General features: G+C 62.3%; 15 protein-coding genes. 11 read left to right on the forward strand and 4 right to left on the reverse strand.

Annotated elements, in window-relative coordinates:
* Positions 1 to 32 precede the first annotated feature (32 nt).
* Positions 33 to 722 carry a DNA-3-methyladenine glycosylase I gene (locus ATY76_RS21730; protein ID WP_088676979.1) on the reverse strand — a complete coding sequence of 230 codons (690 nt, stop codon included), beginning with the start codon at positions 720 to 722 and terminating at the stop codon, positions 33 to 35.
* Between the two features lie 257 nt (positions 723 to 979).
* On the opposite strand from ATY76_RS21730, the gene ATY76_RS21735 reads away from it, so the two are divergent.
* The 4 genes from ATY76_RS21735 to ATY76_RS21750 all read left to right on the forward strand — a co-directional run bounded on the left by ATY76_RS21735 (position 980) and on the right by ATY76_RS21750 (position 6,965).
* A complete protein-coding gene (locus tag ATY76_RS21735; protein ID WP_088676759.1) occupies positions 980 to 2,776 on the forward strand; it encodes an acyl-CoA dehydrogenase C-terminal domain-containing protein in 1,797 nt (598 codons plus the stop codon).
* A 100-nt stretch (positions 2,777 to 2,876) separates the two neighbouring features.
* Positions 2,877 to 4,085, forward strand: a complete 1,209-nt coding sequence (locus ATY76_RS21740; protein ID WP_088676760.1) for an acetyl-CoA C-acetyltransferase — start codon at positions 2,877 to 2,879, stop codon at positions 4,083 to 4,085.
* 145 nt (positions 4,086 to 4,230) lie between these two features.
* The gene (locus ATY76_RS21745; RefSeq protein WP_088676761.1) at positions 4,231 to 6,447 is read left to right on the forward strand and encodes a 3-hydroxyacyl-CoA dehydrogenase NAD-binding domain-containing protein; all 2,217 of its coding nucleotides are present in this window, start codon (positions 4,231 to 4,233) and stop codon (positions 6,445 to 6,447) included.
* 308 nt (positions 6,448 to 6,755) lie between these two features.
* A complete protein-coding gene (locus ATY76_RS21750) occupies positions 6,756 to 6,965 on the forward strand; it encodes a cold-shock protein (RefSeq protein ID WP_003545273.1) in 210 nt (69 codons plus the stop codon).
* A gap of 240 nt (positions 6,966 to 7,205) precedes the next feature.
* Here the strand turns inward: ATY76_RS21750 and ATY76_RS21755 are convergent, their stop codons facing one another.
* Positions 7,206 to 7,649: a MarR family transcriptional regulator gene (locus ATY76_RS21755; protein ID WP_088676762.1), complete on the reverse strand. Its 444-nt coding sequence runs from the start codon at positions 7,647 to 7,649 to the stop codon at positions 7,206 to 7,208.
* Positions 7,650 to 7,764: 115 nt separating this feature from the next.
* On the opposite strand from ATY76_RS21755, the gene ATY76_RS21760 reads away from it, so the two are divergent.
* Together ATY76_RS21760 and ATY76_RS21765 are read left to right on the forward strand one after the other, a co-directional pair.
* Entirely contained in the window at positions 7,765 to 8,169 is a 405-nt protein-coding gene (locus ATY76_RS21760; RefSeq protein WP_088676763.1) for a GFA family protein, read from the forward strand.
* A gap of 107 nt (positions 8,170 to 8,276) precedes the next feature.
* On the forward strand, positions 8,277 to 8,720 hold the full coding sequence (locus ATY76_RS21765; RefSeq protein WP_088676764.1) for a nuclear transport factor 2 family protein: 444 nt from the start codon (positions 8,277 to 8,279) through the stop codon (positions 8,718 to 8,720).
* Between the two features lie 14 nt (positions 8,721 to 8,734).
* On the opposite strand, the gene ATY76_RS21770 is transcribed toward ATY76_RS21765, so the two are convergent.
* A complete protein-coding gene (locus ATY76_RS21770) occupies positions 8,735 to 9,937 on the reverse strand; it encodes an MFS transporter (RefSeq protein WP_088676765.1) in 1,203 nt (400 codons plus the stop codon).
* A 188-nt stretch (positions 9,938 to 10,125) separates the two neighbouring features.
* Here ATY76_RS21770 and ATY76_RS21775 point away from each other — a divergent pair, with 188 nt between their 5' ends.
* Positions 10,126 to 10,683, forward strand: coding sequence for a TetR/AcrR family transcriptional regulator (locus tag ATY76_RS21775; RefSeq protein ID WP_088676766.1), 558 nt, complete (start codon positions 10,126 to 10,128; stop codon positions 10,681 to 10,683).
* Between the two features lie 9 nt (positions 10,684 to 10,692).
* On the opposite strand, the gene ATY76_RS21780 is transcribed toward ATY76_RS21775, so the two are convergent.
* Entirely contained in the window at positions 10,693 to 14,196 is a 3,504-nt protein-coding gene (locus tag ATY76_RS21780) for a PAS domain-containing hybrid sensor histidine kinase/response regulator (RefSeq protein WP_088676767.1), read from the reverse strand.
* Between the two features lie 221 nt (positions 14,197 to 14,417).
* Here ATY76_RS21780 and mscL point away from each other — a divergent pair, with 221 nt between their 5' ends.
* The 4 genes from mscL (at position 14,418) to ATY76_RS21800 (ending at position 19,460) form a co-directional block, all read left to right on the forward strand.
* Positions 14,418 to 14,855: a large conductance mechanosensitive channel protein MscL gene (gene mscL / locus ATY76_RS21785; protein ID WP_088676768.1), complete on the forward strand. Its 438-nt coding sequence runs from the start codon at positions 14,418 to 14,420 to the stop codon at positions 14,853 to 14,855.
* A gap of 122 nt (positions 14,856 to 14,977) precedes the next feature.
* Positions 14,978 to 16,144 carry a pyridoxal phosphate-dependent aminotransferase gene (locus ATY76_RS21790; protein ID WP_088676769.1) on the forward strand — a complete coding sequence of 389 codons (1,167 nt, stop codon included), beginning with the start codon at positions 14,978 to 14,980 and terminating at the stop codon, positions 16,142 to 16,144.
* A gap of 196 nt (positions 16,145 to 16,340) precedes the next feature.
* Entirely contained in the window at positions 16,341 to 17,375 is a 1,035-nt protein-coding gene (gene galE, locus ATY76_RS21795) for a UDP-glucose 4-epimerase GalE (protein WP_088676980.1), read from the forward strand.
* A gap of 123 nt (positions 17,376 to 17,498) precedes the next feature.
* A complete protein-coding gene (locus ATY76_RS21800; protein WP_088676770.1) occupies positions 17,499 to 19,460 on the forward strand; it encodes an EAL domain-containing protein in 1,962 nt (653 codons plus the stop codon).
* Positions 19,461 to 19,563 lie beyond the last annotated feature (103 nt).

The raw sequence follows: 19,563 nt of genomic DNA on the forward strand, positions 1-19,563 counted from the left end.
GCTGTTTTGTCCGGCCTGCACTGCCGACGATTTCAGTGCGGGCCTCCCGCATCGATCGAATAGGCGCTGATGCGCGAAAGGTGAATGAAGGAAAGCCCGGTCTCCTCTGCCCACCCATTGAAGATCTGCTGGATCAGCTGTTGGTCCTTCTTCGCCGTGCCGGAGGCCGACAGCGGCACGCCGGCGGATCTCAGGCAGGCGAGCACATCCATCGTGGCGACGAAGCTGTCGCGCCCGATGCCGCGCAGGAAATATTGCCCGGTCATGCCGCCGAGACGGCTGCCGCGTTTGCTCAGCATGTCGAGAAGGCCGATCTGGTCTTCGCGCGGCCAATCGGCGAAAAAGGCGCCGGCGCTGCCATGTTCCCTCGCCAGCTCCCTGACAAAGGCGGCATTGGCTCGAACCGACATGATCTTGGCGCCGTTGCGGATGATCCGCTCATCCGAGGTCAGGTCGTGCCAATAATCGTCGGGCGCGATGTTCAGCATTGCCGGATCGAAACCGGAAAAGGCCGCCTCGAAACCCGGCCACTTCGCATCGATCACCTTATGGACGAAGCCGCTGTAGAAAACCCGCCGCGTCATGTCCGCAAGGATGCGGTCGTCTGATATGGCGCGCAGCTTGTCGTGACGCGGCTGGTGGTTGTCGAGCATTGCCTGCAGCGCGGCTGCCCCGCCTTTTCGTTCCTCCGCACGCTGCCTTATCGCCTCGAAACTGATCATGCCGGCGGTCTCCTGAAGCATTGCAGCCATTGCCTGAATGAAGGCGCCCGCCCTTATACGACGTTCCCGGATGGACAAGGAAGGGGAGATGACGTCTCCTGCGCTCGTGGCTTCAGCGCGAAGATTCAGGCTCTCGAGATTTTTTTCACAAAAGGCGTCCAAGGTGCAGAATTTGACGTTTACGCAAACGTCAATATTTTGTAAGACAGTGCCCAAGGCCGGCGCGACCCGGTCAGTCGAATGGAGGAATTCGCAAGATGCCAGTCTACAAGGCCCCGGTGAACGATACGCTCTTCGTCCTGAACGACGTGCTGGGCCTCGAACGCTACAACAATCTGCCGGGTTTTGCCGACGCAACGCCCGACATGATCGAGGCGATCCTCGGGGAGGCGGCAAAGGTTGCCGAAGAGGTTCTCTTTCCGGTGAACTATTCCGGCGATCAGGAAGGCTGCACGCGCCATGACGATGCCAGCGTCGCGACGCCGAAAGGCTTCAAGGAGGCCTACAAGTCCTATTGCGAAGGCGGCTGGATCGGCCTTGCGGTGCCGGAGGAATTCGGCGGACAGGGGCTTCCCTATACGCTGCATGCCGCCGTCGGCGAATATACCTCCGCCGCCAATATGTCGCTGATGATGTATCCGGGCCTGACGCAGGGCGCGATCGCCGCGATCCTCGTCCATGGCACGCAGGAGCAGAAGGAAACCTACCTGTCGAAGATGGTGGACGGCTCCTGGTCCGGCACGATGAACCTGACCGAGCCGCATTGCGGCACCGATCTCGGCATGCTGCGCACCAAGGCAGTGCCGCAGGCCGACGGCAGCTACAAAATATCGGGCCAGAAGATCTTCATCTCTGCCGGCGAACACGACCTGACCGACAATATCGTCCACCTGGTGCTGGCCCGCATCGAAGGTGCGCCCGAAGGCACCAAGGGCATCTCGCTCTTCATCGTCCCGAAATTTCTGGTCGGCAAGGACGGCGCGCCCGGCGCCCGCAATGCCGTTTCCTGCGGCGCGATCGAGCACAAGATGGGCATCCACGGCAATGCCACCTGCGTCATGAACTACGACGAGGCGACCGGCTTCCTGATCGGCGCCGAAAACCGCGGCCTCAACGCCATGTTTGTTATGATGAACGAGGCCCGCCTGATGGTCGGCCTGCAGGGCATCGCCATTTCCGAGATCGCCTATCAGAACGCCGCCGCCTATGCCCGCGACCGCATCCAGGGCCGCTCGCTGTCCGGCGTCAAGGTGCCTGACAAGAAGGCCGATCCGATCATCGTCCATCCCGATATCCGCCGCACGCTGATGACCATCCGCGCCTTCAACGAGGCCGGCCGCGCCTTCCTGCTCTGGACGGCGCTGAAATCGGATATCGCCCACCGCGCCGCCGACGAGAAGGAACGCCAGACGGCCGACGACATTCTCGGCCTCGTCACTCCGATCCTCAAGGGCGTGATGACCGACAAGGGCTTCGACCATGCCGTCATGGCCCAGCAGGTCTTCGGCGGCCACGGCTATATCGAAGAACATGGCATGAGCCAGTATGTGCGCGATGCCCGCATCGCCATGATCTATGAAGGCGCCAACGGCATCCAGGCGCTCGATCTCGTCGGCCGCAAGCTCGCCTTGAACGGCGGCCGCGCCGCCATGGCCCTCTTCAAGGAGATCGGCGATTTCTGCGAGGAGAACCGTAGCGACGAAAAGCTCTCCTTCTTCACCAAGCATCTGAAGAAGGGCTTGAACGACGTCCAGGGCGCGACCATGTGGTTCATGCAGAACGCCATGGCCAAGCCCGACAATGCCGGCGCCGGCTCGACCGATTACATGCATCTCTTCGGTCTCGTCGTTCTCGGCTATATGTGGGCGAAGATGGCGAAAGCCGCCGAGGACGGACTTGCATCGGGCGATGCGAGCCGCGAGGATTTCCTGAAGAACAAGCTGGTGACAGCCCGCTTCTTCATGGAGCGCATCATGCCGGAAACGGCGCTGCGCAAGGCCCGCATCGAAGCCGGCGCCGATACGATGATGGAACTGGCCGCGGAAGCGTTTTGAGCCATTTCTCCCTCCCTCTTGTGGGGAGGGCTGAGGAGGGGTCTTTTCTCCTCCTTCCAAGATTCGAGGCAAGATAGATTGCCGCCAGGGAGACGAGACAATGACCGAGGTTTTCATTTACGATCACGTCCGCACGCCGCGTGGCCGCGGCAAGAAGGACGGCGCCCTGCATGAGGTGCCTTCCGTCCGCCTGGCGGCCAAGACGCTGGAAGCGATCCGCGACCGCAACGGGCTCGACACCACGACCGTCGACGACATCATCATGGGCTGCGTCGATCCGGTCATGGATGCCGGCGCGGTCATCCCCAAGGCCGCCGCCTTCGAAGCCGGATATTCGACGAAGGCGCCCGGCATGCAGATCTCTCGCTTCTGCGCCTCCGGCCTTGATGCCGTCAACTTCGGCGCCGGCAAGATCGCCCAGGGCGCCGACGACATCGTCATCGCGGGCGGTGTCGAAAGCATGTCCCGCGTCGGCCTCGGCATGTCCGGCGGCGCCTGGTTCATGGATCCTTCGGTGAATTTCCCGGCTTTTTTCATGCCGCAAGGCGTCTCGGCCGATCTCATCGCCACCAAATACGGGTTCACCCGGACTGATGTCGACGCCTACGCCGTCGAGAGCCAGAAACGCGCCGCCCATGCCTGGCAGCAGGGCTGGTTCGACAGGTCGGTCGTGCCGGTCAAGGACCAGAACGGCCTGACGATCCTCGATAAGGACGAGCATATGCGCCCCGGCACCGATATGCAGGCGCTCGCTTCCCTCAACCCTTCCTTCCAGATGCCCGGCGAGATGGGCGGCTTCGAGGCCGTCGGCATCCAGGCTCACCCCGAGATCGAACGCATCAACTATGTCCATCATGCCGGCAATTCCTCCGGCATCGTCGATGGCGCCGGCGTCGTGCTGCTCGGCTCGAAGGCGGGTGGCGAGAGCATGGGGCTGAAGCCGCGCGCCCGCATCAAGGCCTTCGCCAATATCGGCTCCGATCCGGCCCTGATGCTGACCGGCCCGGTCGATGTCACCGAGAAGCTGTTGAAGCGGACGGGCATGAGCCTTGCCGACATCGACCTCTTCGAACTGAACGAGGCCTTCGCCGCTGTCGTGCTGCGCTACATGCAGGCCTTCGACATCGACCACGCCAAGATCAACGTCAATGGCGGCGCCATCGCCATGGGCCACCCGCTCGGCGCCACCGGCGCGATGATCCTCGGCACAGTGCTGGACGAACTCGAACGCCGCGACTTGAACACCGCGCTGGTGACGCTCTGCATCGGCGCCGGCATGGGCACGGCAACGGTTATCGAACGCGTTTGATGGGATTTAACCCTCCCCCTTGTGGGGAGGGTCGAGCAAAGCGAGGGGAGGGGTCTTCCCGCCGAAGAGAAGCCCCTCCCCAACCCCTCCCCACAAGGGGGAGGGGCTTCACCGCCAAGAGAATTCAGGGAGAGGAATTCCCAAGATGAGCACCTACACCAATTTCACGCTCGAAACCGACGCCGATGGCATCGCTCTCGTCACCTGGGACATGCCCGGCAAATCGATGAACGTCTTCACCGCCGAGGTGATGGAAGAGCTGAACGCCATCATCGACGCCACCACCGCGGACGCCGGCGTCAAGGGTGTCGTCTTCACCTCGGGCAAATCCTCCTTCTCCGGCGGCGCCGATCTGTCGATGATCAAGTCGATGTTCGGCTCCTACCAGGAGGAGAAGGCGAAGAGCCCGGAAACGGCCGTTCAGACGCTTTTCGGTCTTGTCGGCCGCATGTCCGGCCTGTTCCGCAAGCTCGAAACCTCGGGCAAGCCCTGGGTGTCGGCGATCAACGGCACCTGCATGGGCGGCGCCTTCGAACTGTCGCTCGCCTGCCACGGCCGCGTCGCCTCCAATGCCAAGAGCGTCAAGATCGCGCTGCCCGAGGTCAAGGTCGGCATCTTCCCCGGCGCCGGCGGTACCCAGCGCGTGCCGCGGCTCGCCAATGCCCAGGATGCGCTGCAGATGATGACGACGGGCCAGTCGCTTAGCGGCTCCCGCGCCAAGGCGATGAACCTCGTGCATCAGGTGGTCGAGCCGGATCAGCTGATCGCCGCCGCCAAGCAGATGATCAAGGATGGCCTGAAGCCGGTCGCCCCCTGGGACGAGAAGGGCTTCAAGGCGCCCGGCGGCGGCATCTGGACGCCGGCCTCGGCGCAGCTCTGGCCGGCCGCACCGGCAATCCTGCGCCGTGAAACCTCCGGCAATTATCCCGCCGCGCTCACCATCCTGAAATGCGTCTATGAAGGCCTGCAGGTGCCGTTCGACACGGGTCTCAAGATCGAGCAGCGTTATTTCACCGAGGTGCTGCAGACCCGCGAAGCCTTCTCGATGATCCGTTCGCTGTTCATCTCGATACAGGAGCTCGGCAAGGGCGCCCGCCGCCCGGCCGGCATTCCCAAGACGGAGCTGAAACATGTCGGCGTCGTCGGCGCCGGTTTCATGGGCGCCTCGATCGCCTATGTCACGGCCGCTGCCGGTCTCCCGGTGACGCTGATCGACCGCGACATGGAGGCCGCCGCCAAGGGCAAGGCCGTCTGCGAAGGCCTCGTCAAGGAGTCCGTCGGTAAGGGACGGTTTACGCAGGACGAGGCCGCGGCCCTTCTTGCCCGCATCACGCCTGCCGCCGACTATGCCGGTCTCGCCACCGCCGATCTCGTCATCGAGGCGGTGTTCGAAGATCGCGAAGTGAAGAAATCGGTCATCGAGGCGGTTGAAGCCGTGCTGCCGGAAGGGGCGATCTTCGCCTCCAATACCTCGACCCTGCCGATCACAGGTCTTGCGAAGAATTCCAAGCGCCCGGCCGATTTCATCGGCATCCACTTCTTCTCGCCCGTCGAAAAGATGATGCTGACCGAGGTCATCCTCGGCAAGGAGACCGGCGACAAGGCGCTGGCCGTCGCGCTCGATTATGTCGCGGCGATCAAGAAGACGCCGATCGTCGTCAACGACACCCGCGGCTTCTTCGTCAATCGCTGCGTGTTGCGCTACATGTCGGAAAGCTACGACATGCTGATCGAAGGCGTTCCGCCAGCCATGATCGAGAATGCCGCCAAGATGGCCGGCATGCCGGTCGGCCCGCTGGCGCTGAACGACGAAGTCGCGATCGACCTGTCGCTGAAGATCCTCAAGGCCACCGTCGCCGATCTCGGCGACAAGGCCATCGACCCCCGGCATATGGAGTTGATCTCGCGCATGGTGGAAAAGGAGGGCCGCTTCGGCCGGAAGAATTCCAAGGGCTTTTACGACTACCCGCCGAAACCGGCGAAGAAGTCCCTCTGGCCCGAGCTCAAGGATTTCTATCCGCAGAAGAAGGCGGACGAGGTCGATGTCGCCGTGCTGAAGCAGCGCTTCCTCGTCACCATCGCGCTCGAAGCCGCCCGCGCCGTCGAGGAAGGTATCGTCACCGATCCGCGCGAAGCCGACGTCGGTTCCATCCTCGGCTTCGGCTTCGCGCCCTATACCGGCGGGGCGCTGAGCTATATCGACGGCATAGGCGTGAAGGCCTTCGTCGAGTTGGCTGAGAAGTTAGCATCGGCTTACGGAGATCACTTCAAGCCGACGGCGCTGCTGAAGGAGATGGCCGCCAAGGGCGAGACGTTTTATGGACGGTTCGATCCCTATGCGAAGATAGGGGCGGCGGCGTAGGGCTGTTTCTCGCTCTTGGTTTGAGGGGACTATCTTTACCGTTGTGCCGTGTAAGCCTCTCTGCCCGGCAGGGGGTTACACAGCACAACGGTGGTGAACACCCGCCAAGCCGATTTCGACTTTCCCTTGCGGACGCCTTGTCGCGGACACAATTCCCGATTAAACGTTCTCGCATCGATCTTGCTAGATGAACTTTGAAACGGCGTTCGCGTCGTTCCTGGCGACCTTCCTCCAAAATCGGTTTTCATCGCCGCTTGGGCTTTGCCCGGGCTGCAATCTTCTATGAGCGATTCGAAAAGGATATCGTCATGAGCACAGGTACCGTTAAGTGGTTCAACGCAACCAAGGGCTTCGGCTTCATTCAGCCGGATGACGGCGCTGCCGACGTTTTCGTCCACATCTCGGCCGTTGAGCGCGCCGGCATGCGTGACCTCAAGGACGGCCAGAAGCTGTCCTACGAGCTCGTCCGCGACAACAAGTCCGGCAAGATGTCGGCAGACCGCCTCCAGGCGGCCTGAGCCATTATAGCGCCGCGCGTCTTTTAGACGCGCAAAGGACGCTGTAACACTTTGACTTGCTGCATAATTTTGTCCTTAAATCGATTCCGTTTTAAGGAATTATGCAGGAAGGCTTTGAATATCATCTCCGGATCGTGACCACGGATGTACTGGCACGGTTCGTCGAGATGGCAGGGAAGGTCGGGTTAGCCCGGCCTTTTTTTGTTTTGGCTTCGGTCGCATCCACTCAAGGCGAATTGCTCAGCCGCCCGACGCCTCATCCGCTTCCAGCAGCCCCATCACCCGCGCCATCACGGCCCGTGCCGCATCGAGCTCAGCCGATGTAAAGGCGGCGCCGAGCCCATCCGCCCATCCGGCCTGCGCCACCTCGATCATCCCCAGCCGCGCTGCCCCTTCCGTCGTCAGCCGCACCAGCTTGGCGCGTTGGTGCTGCGGATTGTCGGTATAGGTAATCAGCCCCTCGTTCTCCAGCACGTCGGCAAGCCGCTGCACACCCTGGCGGGCAAGGCCGAGCGCACGGGCGATCTGCGCCACCGACATGTCGCCGCTTCTCGCAGCCGCCAGCACCTGCCAGCGCGCGCTCGTCTGTCCCGCGGGCTTTGCCAGCCGGTCGCCCGCCGCGGTCAGATGTCCGGCGAGACGAAGGGCCGTCATCGCGAAAGCGGAAAAGGCATCCCCTTCCATCGTTCGCTCCGGTCGATTTTGTTTGACAACATGTTGTCTATTTTGTATCTCATCCATAATGACAATATATTGTCATATCGAAGGCCTTGATGCAACGCCGATAGAGGAGATCACCGTGAAGAAGACCTACAAGGGAAGCTGCCACTGCGGCAAAGTGCACTACGAGGTGGATATCGACCTCGAAGCAGGCACCGGCCGCTGCAATTGTTCGATCTGTGCCAAGCGGCGCTATTGGGGCGCCAACGTCGAGCCGGAGGATTTCCGGCTGATGTGCGACGAGGCGGAGATGTCAGACTACCAGTTCAACACGATGAGCGGCCATCACCGCTTCTGCCGCACCTGCGGCGTGCCCGCCTTCGGCGACGGTTATGTCGAGGCGATCGGCGGGGCCTATGTCTCGATCAACATCGCCTGCCTCGACGATATCACCCCTGAGGAACTGGCGGCCTTGCCCGTCCGTTATTCCGACGGCAGGCACGACGCCTGGTGGAACGAGCCGGCGGTGACGAGTTATCTCTGAAGCAATTCCAACGGTTTTGCGTTCGGAATTGCGCTAGCGGAATGCACCCTTGTCGGATCGTCGTCCTCCCGTTCGTCCTCTGTCCATAACGGAAAAGGAGAGCGAGCGTGAAAGACGAAGCGAATGTCAGAATTGAGGAAGAGGCGATCATCGCCATGCTGATGATGCGGGCCAAGGCGCTCGGCGAAAAAAACGCCGCGGAGGCGCTTTCCTATGAGGCCGAGGATTCCGTCGAGTTTTCGCTGGCGCCGCCGCTCGTCTCCACCGGCAAGGACGAGGCGGGCCTGCAGGCGTGGTTCGACACGTGGGAAGGCCCGATCGGCGGCGAAGTGCGCGATGCCAAATTGACGGTCGGCGGCGATGTCGCCTTCTGGAGCGGTCTCCTGCGCATGACCGGTACCAAGACCGATGGTACGGAAGTCGATCTCTGGTTCCGCCAGACCTTCGGCCTCGTCAAGCAAGACGGGCACTGGATCGTCGCTCACCAGCACGCCTCCGTGCCTTTCGCCATGGATGGCAGCGGCCGCGCATTGCTCGATCTCGAGCCGTGACGTGGCCTCGGATGTCAGGCCGCATTCTCCGCCATCTGCCGCCGGCCGGCGCGCACGGCGATGAGCCCGGCGCCCATCAGAAGCAGGATTACCGTCGCATAAATATCCGTCGTCACCTGGTAGCCGGCCGATTTCGCCAGGAAACCGGCAAGGATCGCCGGCAGACTGAAGGCGAGGTAGCTCTGGACATAGAAGGCGGCAAGCAGACCGGCCCGCTCCTCCGCCTTGGCGTGCGGCATGATCGTGCCGATCGAGCCCAGGAAATTGGTGCCGAAGCCGGCGCCGGTGAAGACGGTGCCGATGAGAAGCAGCGGCACATTGGCAAGATGCACGCCGGCGACGACGGTCAGGATGCCGAGCGTCTTGGCCGTCACGCCGAAGTTAAGGTTGGCCGAGACAGACTTGCCGCGCCTGAGATAGACTGTGACCGCTCCGCTCACCATCAGCGCCGTCACCACCGCCCCGCCCGTCAAGGGCGCGGTGCTGCCGGTGGTGCCGGCGACCAGCGAGGGGACCAGCGAAAGATAGAAGCCCGCGAGCGTCCAGTTGGCGATGTTGATCGGCGTTACCAGCGAGAGCGGCCGTTTCGCCTGCGGCGGAACGGAAACCCGCGGTACCAGCGAGCCGAGCGCGCCCGGCCGTGTGCCGCCCGTCTCGCGGGTAAGCCAGATAGCGCCCGCTTGCAGCGTGAAGGCCACGAGCAGCAGCGCATAGATGAGATGCATCTGAAAGGGACCGTATTGGATCAAGGCGCTGGTGCCGACCGCCCCCACCGCCATGCCGGAAAGCGGCGCGATCGAGTTGACGATCTGTCCCTTCGCCCTGTCGACATCAACGAGCGCTGCTCCGAGCGACGCTCCGGCAATTCCGGTCGCGACGCCCTGCACGATCCGCGCCGCGATTAGCCAGCCGGGGCCGCTCGCGACGACGAAGAGCCCCATGGCGGCGATTTCGAGCACCAGTGCGAAGAAGATCACCGGCTTGCGGCCGAGATGGTCCGAGAGCGAACCGGCAATCAGCAGCGCCGCCAAAAGGGCAAAGGCATAGACCGCGAAAATGACGGTGATCAGCACCGGCGAGACCGCAAAATTTTCCTGATAGATCCGATAGAGCGGCGTTGGCGCGGCGGAAGCGCCGAAGAAAGTGGCGAGTGTCAACGCGTGAAAGCCGATGGAGGGGCGCGGCGAATTCTCTGTGGCTTTGGCTGCGGCGAACATGTATAAGCCCCTTAAAGCTAAGTCGTTGCGTTAGTCCATGTAGAATGGGCGTGCAGCAAAAGCAAATTCTTTGCGTTAATGACTCTGTCAAAGTTTTTGAACCATTGGCACTGAGGGTCGCCTGGAGGCGTGCAGTGGTTTAAAGGCAGCGGCATGCTTAGAGCGAGGGGCGAAGTCAGGTTGAAGGCATGGCAGTAAAAGAGAACCTCCGTCCGGGAGGACGAAGCGCCAGGGTTCAGGCGTCTGTGCACAAAGCGGTTCGCGAACTCCTGGCCGAAATGAACCGCGCCGATGTGACGATCCCTCTGATCGCCGGCAAGGCAGGCGTGACGCCGTCGACCATCTACCGCCGCTGGGGGGACTTGCAGGAGCTTTTGGCCGATGTCGCCGTCGAGCGGCTGCGGCCGGATATGCAGCCGATCGATGCGGGCAGCGGCAAGGCCGATCTCGAAGCCTGGGCGGAGCAATATGCGGAGGAAATGTCCTCCGGGCCGGGCCGCGAAATGATCCGCGACGTGCTGGCGGCGCAGACAGGCGAAAATGCCTGTAAATGCTGCGAATATACGCGCCAGCAAATCGTCGCCATCGCCGACAGGGCGAAGGGCCGCGGCGAGGCCTTTCCTGACGTGGATCTCGTTATGGACCAGGTCGTGGCGCCGATCATGTATCGCATCCTGTTCGGCGACGTGCCGAACTCGGCGCGTGTGCGCGATCTCGTCTCGCGCATCATGAGCGCCGCCGGCTGAACTTGACCTCTACTCCGCGGCCGCGCGTTTCAGCCCTGAAATCTGTGTGATATAGGCGCGCAGCGCCGCCGGCCGCACCGGCTTGTGTTGAACGGCGATACCGTACCGCTCCGCCTCGCTGCGCACCTCAAGCGTGCGGTCGGCCGTGACCAGCAAAGCGGGGATGTCGGCGCCGAATTGCTGGCGCAGATGCAGGATCGCGGCCATGCCTGTGCCGTCGCCGAGATGGTAATCGGCAATGACGAGGTCGGGCGGCGGCCCGCGCAGATCGAACGCCATCGCTTCGGCAAGCGAGCTCAGCGCCCCTACTTCGCAGCCCCAGCCGCTGATCAGAAGCCGCATGCCTTCGAGGATCTTCGGCTCGTTGTCGATGCAGAGGATCTTCAGCCCCTTGAGCGGCTGTCCCGGCCGGTCGGCAGGGGCGATCGCCGCCACAGCTTCGGCAGGACGTGAGACGTCGAGCGGCATGGAGATGCGGAATTGCGTGCCCTTGCCATGCGTTGACTGCAGCTCGACTGGATGGTTGAGCACGCGGGCGATGCGGTCGACGATCGAAAGACCGAGCCCCAGGCCGGAGGCGGTCTTCGCGCCTTCATCCAACCGCGCGAATTCCTTAAAGACCGTGCGGAACTTCGACGGCGGAATGCCGATGCCGGAATCGAACACCTGGATGATCACCTGGTTGCCGCGCCGCCGCGCCCCGACCAGCACCTTGCCGGTGACCGTATATTTTATGGCATTGGAAACGAGGTTCTGCACCAGCCGGCGCAGCAGGTTCGGGTCGGAGCGGACGCGCAGCGATGTCGGCATGACCACCAGCTTGAGCTGCTTCTCGCGGGCAATCGGCGCAAAATCGGTCTCGATGCGTTTCAAGAGATCGGAGAGGGCAACAGAGGCGAGCCGCGGCCGCATCGCCCCGGTATCGAGCCTCGAAATATCGAGCACCGCACCGAGGATGGTCTCGACCGATTCCAGCGCGGAATCGATGTTGCGCACGATCGGGCTGTTGTCGGATTGCGCCATGCGCTCGACCAGCGCCGAGGAATAGAGCCTGGCGGCATTGAGCGGCTGCAGGATGTCGTGGCCGGCGGCGGCGAAGAAGCGTGTCTTGCCGATGTTCGCCTCGTCGGCGGCGGCTCGCGCCTCGGCGAGTTCCCGGTTGACGCGGGTAAGCTCGGCCGTGCGTTCGGCGACGCGCTGCTCCAGCGTCTCGTTCGCCTGCTTCAGCGCCTGATCGGCGTTCACGCGCTGGGTGATGTCGGTAAAGGTCGCGACGATGCCCTTGTCCGGCATGGCGTTGGAACGCACTTCGATGATCCGTTCGCCGCCGCCGAGCACCAGCGAGAAGGGTTTGTCGAGTGTCAGGAAATGCCGCACCGTCTGGCTGAGATCACCGGGCGCGATATCGCCGCGCTCGCTGAGCGTCTTGACGATATCGGACAGCGGAAAGCCGACCTGGCCGGCATTTTCCGGCAGGTCCAGCAATTGCCGGAAGCGGCGGTTCCAAATGGTCAGCCGGTTGGAACTGTCGAAAACCGCGATGCCCTGGTCCATCTGCGAAAGGGCGGTCTGCAGCATGTCCTGGTTATATTGCAGTGCCTCGCTCGCCTGGTCGAGCAGCCAGGCGGTGTCGGAAGAGGCGTCCTCGATCTTCTGCAGGATCAACGACAGCACCAGCCGGGCGGAGGAGGAGCCGATGGCGCTGCCGAGCAGCTGTTCGCTGAAATGGATGAGCGCCATGTCGGCGGGTTGCTCGTCTTCCAGTTTGCGGCCGGAGCTTTGCTCATAGGTCGTGAAAGAGCGCTGCATGCGCTCTTCGCCGAGATAGCGCGAGATTGCCGCCTTCAGATCGCCGACGCTGATGCGCGTCTTCCAGCCGCGCGTGGCGAATTGCGAGCGCGAATGCCGCTTGACGAAGATGCCGGCCTGGATCCGCTCCAGCGGCCTGGCGTTGCGGGTGAGCGATCCGACGATGACGAAGGCGGTGTTGACGAGCAGGCTCATGACGGTCGCATTGACCAGCGGATCGGCGTCGGGAGCGGTAAACAGCGTCGAGCCGGGGAAGATGAAGCCGAGCACGGCGCTTGCCACATGCGAATAATCGGGGCCGCCGAGCGACGGCAGAAACAGCAGGTAGATCCAGATCACGAAGCCGGACGTCAGCCCGAGGATGGCGCCGCGCGCATTCGCGCGGCGCCAGATCAGACCGATGAACAGGGCAGGGGCGATCTGCGCGATCGCGGCGAAGGAAAGAAGGCCGATCGAGGCGAGGCCTGCGGTGCTGTCGGTCGAGCGGTAATAGGCATAACCGAACAGCAGCACGGCAAAGATGGCGCTGCGGCGGATGTTGAGCAGCGTCTTGGCGAAATCGTCGCGCTGGCTGGCGCGGCCGGCGAGTTTGCGCCGGAGGAAGATCGGCATGATGATGTCGTTCGACACCATGATCGACAGCGCGACGGAATCGACGATGACCATCGCCGTCGCGGCGGAGAAGCCGCCGATGAAGGTGATCAGCGTCACCAGAGGCATCTGGCCGGCCAATGGCAGCGACAGCATGTAGAAATCGGCGTTGCCCGTGCCGCCGAAGGTCAGGAGCCCGCCGATCGCCACCGGCAGCACGAAGAGATTGATGGCGATGAGATAAGTGGGGAAGAGGAAGCCCGCGAGTTTCAGCTGTTTCGGCGTGCGGTTTTCGACGACGGTGACGTGGAACTGCCGCGGCAGCATGATGATCGCGAAGGCCGACAGGATGATCAGCGTGATCCAGCGGCTGATCGGCGTATGGTAAGCAAGCGCCGACATGACCAGGTCGTTTTCGACGGTCTTGCGCCAGAGATCGGCGGGGCCGTCGAAGAGAAACCAGATGACGCAGACGCCGGCCGTCAGGAAGGCGACGAGCTTGACGACTGACTCCATCGAGACGGCGAGGATCAGGCCGTCCTGATGCTCCGTCGCATCCGTATGCCGCGTGCCGAACATGATCGCGAAACAGGCGAGCACCAGTGTCGCGACGAGCGGCAAGTCGAGGAAGTAGAGATTGCCGCTGCCGATGCCGTAATCGGACGGGTTGACCATGGCGCTGACGGTGCTCGAGATCGCTTTCAGCTGCAGCGCGATATAGGGAATGGTGCCGATCAGCGAGATCAGTGCGACGATCGTCGCGACCGTCGGGTTCTTGCCATAGCGCGCGGCGACGAAATCCGCGACCGAAGTGAGTTTTTCCGCCTTCGCAAGCTCGATGATGCGGCGAAGCAGCGGCATGCCGAAGGTGAAGACGAGGATGGGGCCGATATAGATGCCGGCAAATTCCAGGCCGCGCTGCGCGGCAAGGCCGACGCTGCCGAAATAGGTCCAGGAGGTGCAGTAGATCGCCAGGCTCAGCGCATAGACCACCGGCCATCCGCCTTCCAGCGCGCCCGGGCCGCGGTTCTTGCGGTCGCCATAGCTCGCCACGGCGAAAAGCAGGAGCAGATAGCCGAAGGCAGACGCAAATATGACCCAGCCTGGAAGCATTGACCCTCCGCCGGCGGAAGGCCGCCGGGACCTCCCGCAACATCGATCAGCTTAAGTCATTTCAGGGGCGTTGGAAATTCCTGCCCGTCTAGGTCTTAAGTCAAAGGCGGCGAGGCGCATCGCCAATTAATTGCGATTGTCGATTGATTAATTGCAATGAAGATGTAGCTAATGAAATCCTTCGCATACTCTCTGAACTGGATCGAAGGGAGACGGATCCGATGCTCAACGAATTCAAGGCCTTTATCGCCCGCGGCAATGTCATGGATCTTGCGGTCGGCGTCATCATCGGCGGCGCCTTCGGCGGCATCGTCAAATCTCTGGTCGACGACCTCATTATGCCGATCGTTGGCGCCATTTTCGGCGGCTTCGATTTTTCGAATTACTTCCTGCCGCTCTCCTCGGCCGTCAACGCGCCGACACTTGCCGCGGCCCGCGCGCAGGGAGCGGTCTTTGCCTATGGCAGCTTCTTCACCGTTCTCATCAATTTCCTGATTCTTGCCTGGATCATCTTCCTGATGGTCAAGGCTGTGAACATCCTGCGCGCCCAGGTCGAGCGCCAGGAAAAGGCTGCGCCGGAAGAGCTGCCCCCGCCGCCCGCAGACGTTCAGCTCCTCACGGAAATCCGCGATCTTCTCGCCAAGCGCCCGACGGCTTGATCCGGGCTGGAGCCTGTCCGTTCCGGCCAGGCTCATTCATCACGAAAATCGATGTGCCATCACTGGATATCATGGGATTTGCCGGCGCAAATCTCTTATGAAGACAAAAACCGGAGATATGCATGTCGATCTTAAGCAGCCTTAGCCCGCGCGCCACTGCGGCGCCCGAAAGCGGGATCGTCGAAGTCGTCAATTATGCCCGCGGCCGCGAAGGCCTGCTGCCGCTCTGGGTGGGGGAGGGCGATCTGCCGACACCCGATTTCATCAGCCGGGCGGCGATGGAGGCGCTTGCCGCCGGCGAGACCTTCTACACCTGGCAGCGCGGCATTCCGGAGCTCCGTCAGGCGCTCTCGGATTATTACCACAGGCACTTTTCCGTCCGGCTGCCGGTCGAGCATTTCTATGTCACCGGCTCCGGCATGCAGGCGATCCAGCTCGCCGTGCAGTCGCTGACCTCGCCGGGTGACGAATTCGTCTACCTCACCCCCGCCTGGCCGAACATTGCCGCTGCCCTCGAAATAGCGGGGGCGCGCTCCGTGGGCGTCGAGCTGCAGTTCCAAAACGGCAAATGGGCGATCGATCTCAATCGCATCGAAGCCGCGATCACGCAAAAGACGAGGGGCATCTTCATCAACACGCCATCGAACCCGACGGGCTGGACGGCGACAAGGGAGGATCTCGGCCAAATTCTGGCGCTTGCCCGCAAACATGACCTCTGGATCATGGCGGACGAAATCTACGCCCTTTATTATTTTGCCGGAGGCCGCGCACCCTCCTTCCTCGACGTGATGGAGCCGGACGACAAGATCATCTTCGTCAATTCCTTCTCGAAGAACTGGTCGATGACCGGCTGGCGCGTCGGCTGGATCGTCGCACCGCCCGAGATGGGGCAGGTGCTCGAAAACCTTATCCAGTATTCGACGTCGGGTGTGGCGCAGTTCATGCAGAAGGGCGCTGTCGCCGCCCTCGATCAAGGCGATGATTTCGTGCGCGCCAACATCGCCAAGGCGGCCCGTTCCCGCGATATTCTCTGCGACGCACTTGTCGCCACCAACCGCGTCGAGACGCTGAAGCCGGACGGCGCGCTCTATGCCTTCCTGAAGATCGACGGCGTCACCGATAGCCGCAAGGCCGCAATCGACATCGTCGACAAGACGGGCGTCGGCCTTGCTCCCGGGGCCGCATTCGGCCGCGGCGGCGAACTCTTCCTGCGTGCCTGTTTCCTGCGTGATCCGGCCCAGGTGGCGGTCGCGGCCGAGCGCCTCTGCACCTATATCGCCAAACTCTGAAGTATCGGTGGTCCGGCCAATTTTGTGCCGGAATCGCCGGATCGATAAAACTCTAGCAAAGCCTGAAATCGGCCTCTAACCACGACTCCAAACATACCGGTTCAAAGCCTGCCAAACGACGCTCCGATAAGAAGATTGGAAAGAAAAACCGGCGCCTGATGCCCCTGCCTATAAAACGAAAGCAGGGATGCGGGACATGGCGGTTTTGGTGACGGGCGGGGCCGGATATATCGGCAGTCACATGGTTTGGGCGCTCATCGACGCGGGCGAGGACGTGGTCGTGCTCGACCGCCTTTCCACCGGCTTCCGCTGGGCGGTGGCGCCGGCGGCGCGTTTTTATCTCGGTGATATCGCCGATCCCGACATATTGAAGAAGATCTTCATCGAAAACGACATCGAGTCGATCATCCATTTCGCCGGCTCCGCCGTGGTCCCGGTCTCGGTCGCCGACCCGCTCTCCTATTACGACAACAATTCCGGCAAGACCCGCGCGCTTCTGAGCTCCGCGATCAAGGCCGGCATCCGCAATTTCGTCTTCTCCTCGACGGCGGCCGTTTACGGCCAGCAGAAGAGCGATCTGCCGGTGAAGGAGACGGCTTCCCTCAATCCGGAAAATCCCTACGGCCAGTCGAAGCTGATGACCGAGTTCATGCTGCGCGATGCCGCCGCCGCCTATGATTTCAACTATGTCGCACTTCGCTATTTCAACGTCGCTGGCGCCGACCCGCAACACCGCACCGGCCAGTCGACCTCGGGCGCCACGCACCTGATCAAGGTCGCCTGTGAGGCGGCTCTCGGCAAGCGCGACAGCGTCCATGTCTACGGCATCGATTATCCCACCCATGACGGCACCGGCGTGCGCGACTATATCCACGTCACCGATCTTGCCGATGCGCATCTGAAAGCGCTGCAGCACCTGCGCAAGAACAAGGGCCCGCTTGTCGCCAATTGCGGTTATGGCAGCGGCTATTCCGTCCTCGACGTGCTGAACATGGTCACGCGTCTGCACGGCCATTCATTCAAGATCCACATGGCGCCGCGCCGGGCCGGGGATTCGGCAAGCGTCGTCGCGGACGCTTCGCTCGCCAGGCAGGTGCTCGACTGGAAGCCCCGCTACGATTCGCTGGAAACCATCGTCCAGAGTTCGCTCGATTGGGAACTGTTCCTGTCGAACAAGAACGTCGACGACCTTCACAGCATCCACCGCGCACTCGCCGCTGCTTCCTTCTGAGCGGCGCACGCCGGCGGCAATAGCCTGTATACCATCCCCGTGCCTGCGGGGTTCGCATGACGCTACGTGAATAAGGAAACATCAAGCTTTCTCTGGCTGGCTTTTGCCGACGGAAAAGAAAACATGAAGAACTTTCTGGCGGCGCTGCAGCTGCGACGAGACAATCCGACCTTTCTGATGGCGCAGTTCCAGGCCCTGGCGTCGCAGATCCCCATTCTCTACGTCCTCCTGATCATAAACGCCCTCGCGGTGGCGATCACCCATGTCAAATCCGCGCCGCTGTGGCTCTCGCTTTACGTTCCCGTGGCCTTGAGCGTCGTCTGCGTCTTCCGTCTGTGCTGGTGGGAGGTCCGGGGCAAGGAAAACGTGACCGCCGAGCGGGCATACAGGCTGATGAAGGTCACCATATATGGCGCCTGCGTGCTCGCCGCCGCCTTCGGCGGCTGGGCCATCGCGCTTTACCAATATGGCGATGCCTATCAGCAGGGCCAGATCGCCTATTTCCTCGTCGTCACGGGCATTTCCTGCATCTTCTGCCTCATGCACCTGCCGATGGCGGCGGCGATCACCACGGTCATCACCTTTTCGGCGATGGTCGGGACTTTCATGTTTTCTGGCAATCCGGTTTTCGTGGCGACCGCCGTCAGCGGCCTCTTCCTGATCCCGCCCTTCCTCCGCGTGATCAACAGCTATTTCCAGAATTTCGTCGGCCTCGTGCAATTGACCGAGGAGCTGAAGCAGAAGCGGGTGGAAGCCGAGGAACTGAACCTCGTCAACAGTCGCAATGCGCTGCAGGATCAGCTGACCGGCCTTGCCAACCGCCGCAGCTTCTTCCTCTCGCTGGAAACGCGGCTGCAGGAGAATCCGGCCGCGCCGCCCGTCATCGGCATTATCGACCTCGACGGCTTCAAACCCGTCAACGATGTCTTCGGCCATGCCGCGGGCGATCTGGTGCTCTGGGAGACGGCCCGCCGTTTCACCGCGCTGGTCGGCGAAGAGGGCATCGTCTCCCGCCTCGGCGGCGATGAGTTCGGCATCATCTTTCCCTGCTCGATGACGCGGCAGGCGATTGCCGATCTCGGCCAGGCGCTCTGCGCCGCCGTGCGCGACCCTTTTGAAATCCCCGACGGCTCGGTGCGCGTCTTCGGCTCCTGCGGCATCGTCTATCCCGACGCCGGCAGCTATACGGCCGAGGATCTTTACGAGAAGGCGGATTTCGCCCTCTATCAGGTCAAGAGCAAGCGCAGCAGCGGCGTCGAGTTCTTCTCGGCCGATCATGAGAAGATCCTGAGCCAGCGCTACCTGATCGAACTCGAATTGCAGGCGGGAGATTTTGCCCGGGAACTGAAGCTCGATTATCAGCCGATCGTCGACTTGAAGAGCGGCCGCGTCGTCGGCTACGAGGCGCTCGCCCGCTGGGACAGCGCCCGCTTCGGCCGCATCAGCCCCGATGCCTTCATTCCGGCCGCTGAGCGTACGGCGGTCATCGGCCGAATGACCCGCATCCTCTTTGCCCAGGCGCTCGAAGCGCTGGCGATCATACCGAGACATCTGAGGCTCTCCTTCAACCTCTCGGCCCGCGATATTTGCGACCACGAGACCTCGATGGCGCTGCTCGCGATGATCACCCGATCCGGCGTCGATCCCAGACGGATCGAATTCGAAATCACCGAAACGGCGCTGCTTTCCGATTTCGACACCGCCGACCGGGTCATCTCGATGCTGCGCGCCGCCGGCATCTCGATCGCGCTCGATGATTTCGGCACCGGCTTCTCGAGCCTCAGCCATATTCATCGTCTCGCCTTCGACAAGCTGAAGATCGACAAGGGTTTCGTGATGAATTTCGATCGCGACGCCCGCTGCATGAACATCACCCGCTCGGTCGCCAATCTCTGCCAGAATCTCGGCATCGCCTCCGTCGCCGAAGGCGTCGAAAGCGAGGAAATTGCCGAGGGGCTGAAGGCGATCGGCGTTCGCCTGGCGCAGGGCTATTATTTCTCGCGGCCGCTGCCGCTGGAACTCGCCATCGAATATGCCGCCAGGTGCGACGGCGCGGCCTCCGCCCGCAATTCGCTTTCCGCCTGAACCGGTCCCCCCCTCGCAAATCGACTGGAGCGACGCTCCATCGTCGTCTATTCATGTCCTCGAGTTTTTGTTGGGCGGAGTGCTTCAATCTGACCAGTAAAGA

The sequence above is a fragment of the Rhizobium sp. R339 genome (assembly GCF_002211395.1).
Lineage (GTDB): Bacteria > Pseudomonadota > Alphaproteobacteria > Rhizobiales > Rhizobiaceae > Rhizobium.

What these genes read in the sequence shown, in the direction of transcription:
- ATY76_RS21730 (WP_088676979.1), bottom strand. Translation starts at nt 722, where the DNA reads ATGATCAGTTTCGAGGCGATAAGGCAGCGTGCGGAGGAACGAAAAGGC.
- ATY76_RS21735 (WP_088676759.1), top strand. Translation starts at nt 980, where the DNA reads ATGCCAGTCTACAAGGCCCCGGTGAACGATACGCTCTTCGTCCTGAAC.
- ATY76_RS21740 (WP_088676760.1), top strand. Translation starts at nt 2,877, where the DNA reads ATGACCGAGGTTTTCATTTACGATCACGTCCGCACGCCGCGTGGCCGC.
- ATY76_RS21745 (WP_088676761.1), top strand. Translation starts at nt 4,231, where the DNA reads ATGAGCACCTACACCAATTTCACGCTCGAAACCGACGCCGATGGCATC.
- ATY76_RS21750 (WP_003545273.1), top strand. Translation starts at nt 6,756, where the DNA reads ATGAGCACAGGTACCGTTAAGTGGTTCAACGCAACCAAGGGCTTCGGC.
- ATY76_RS21755 (WP_088676762.1), bottom strand. Translation starts at nt 7,649, where the DNA reads ATGGAAGGGGATGCCTTTTCCGCTTTCGCGATGACGGCCCTTCGTCTC.
- ATY76_RS21770 (WP_088676765.1), bottom strand. Translation starts at nt 9,937, where the DNA reads ATGTTCGCCGCAGCCAAAGCCACAGAGAATTCGCCGCGCCCCTCCATC.
- ATY76_RS21775 (WP_088676766.1), top strand. Translation starts at nt 10,126, where the DNA reads ATGGCAGTAAAAGAGAACCTCCGTCCGGGAGGACGAAGCGCCAGGGTT.
- ATY76_RS21780 (WP_088676767.1), bottom strand. Translation starts at nt 14,196, where the DNA reads ATGCTTCCAGGCTGGGTCATATTTGCGTCTGCCTTCGGCTATCTGCTC.
- mscL (WP_088676768.1), top strand. Translation starts at nt 14,418, where the DNA reads ATGCTCAACGAATTCAAGGCCTTTATCGCCCGCGGCAATGTCATGGAT.
- ATY76_RS21790 (WP_088676769.1), top strand. Translation starts at nt 14,978, where the DNA reads ATGTCGATCTTAAGCAGCCTTAGCCCGCGCGCCACTGCGGCGCCCGAA.
- galE (WP_088676980.1), top strand. Translation starts at nt 16,341, where the DNA reads ATGGCGGTTTTGGTGACGGGCGGGGCCGGATATATCGGCAGTCACATG.
- ATY76_RS21800 (WP_088676770.1), top strand. Translation starts at nt 17,499, where the DNA reads ATGAAGAACTTTCTGGCGGCGCTGCAGCTGCGACGAGACAATCCGACC.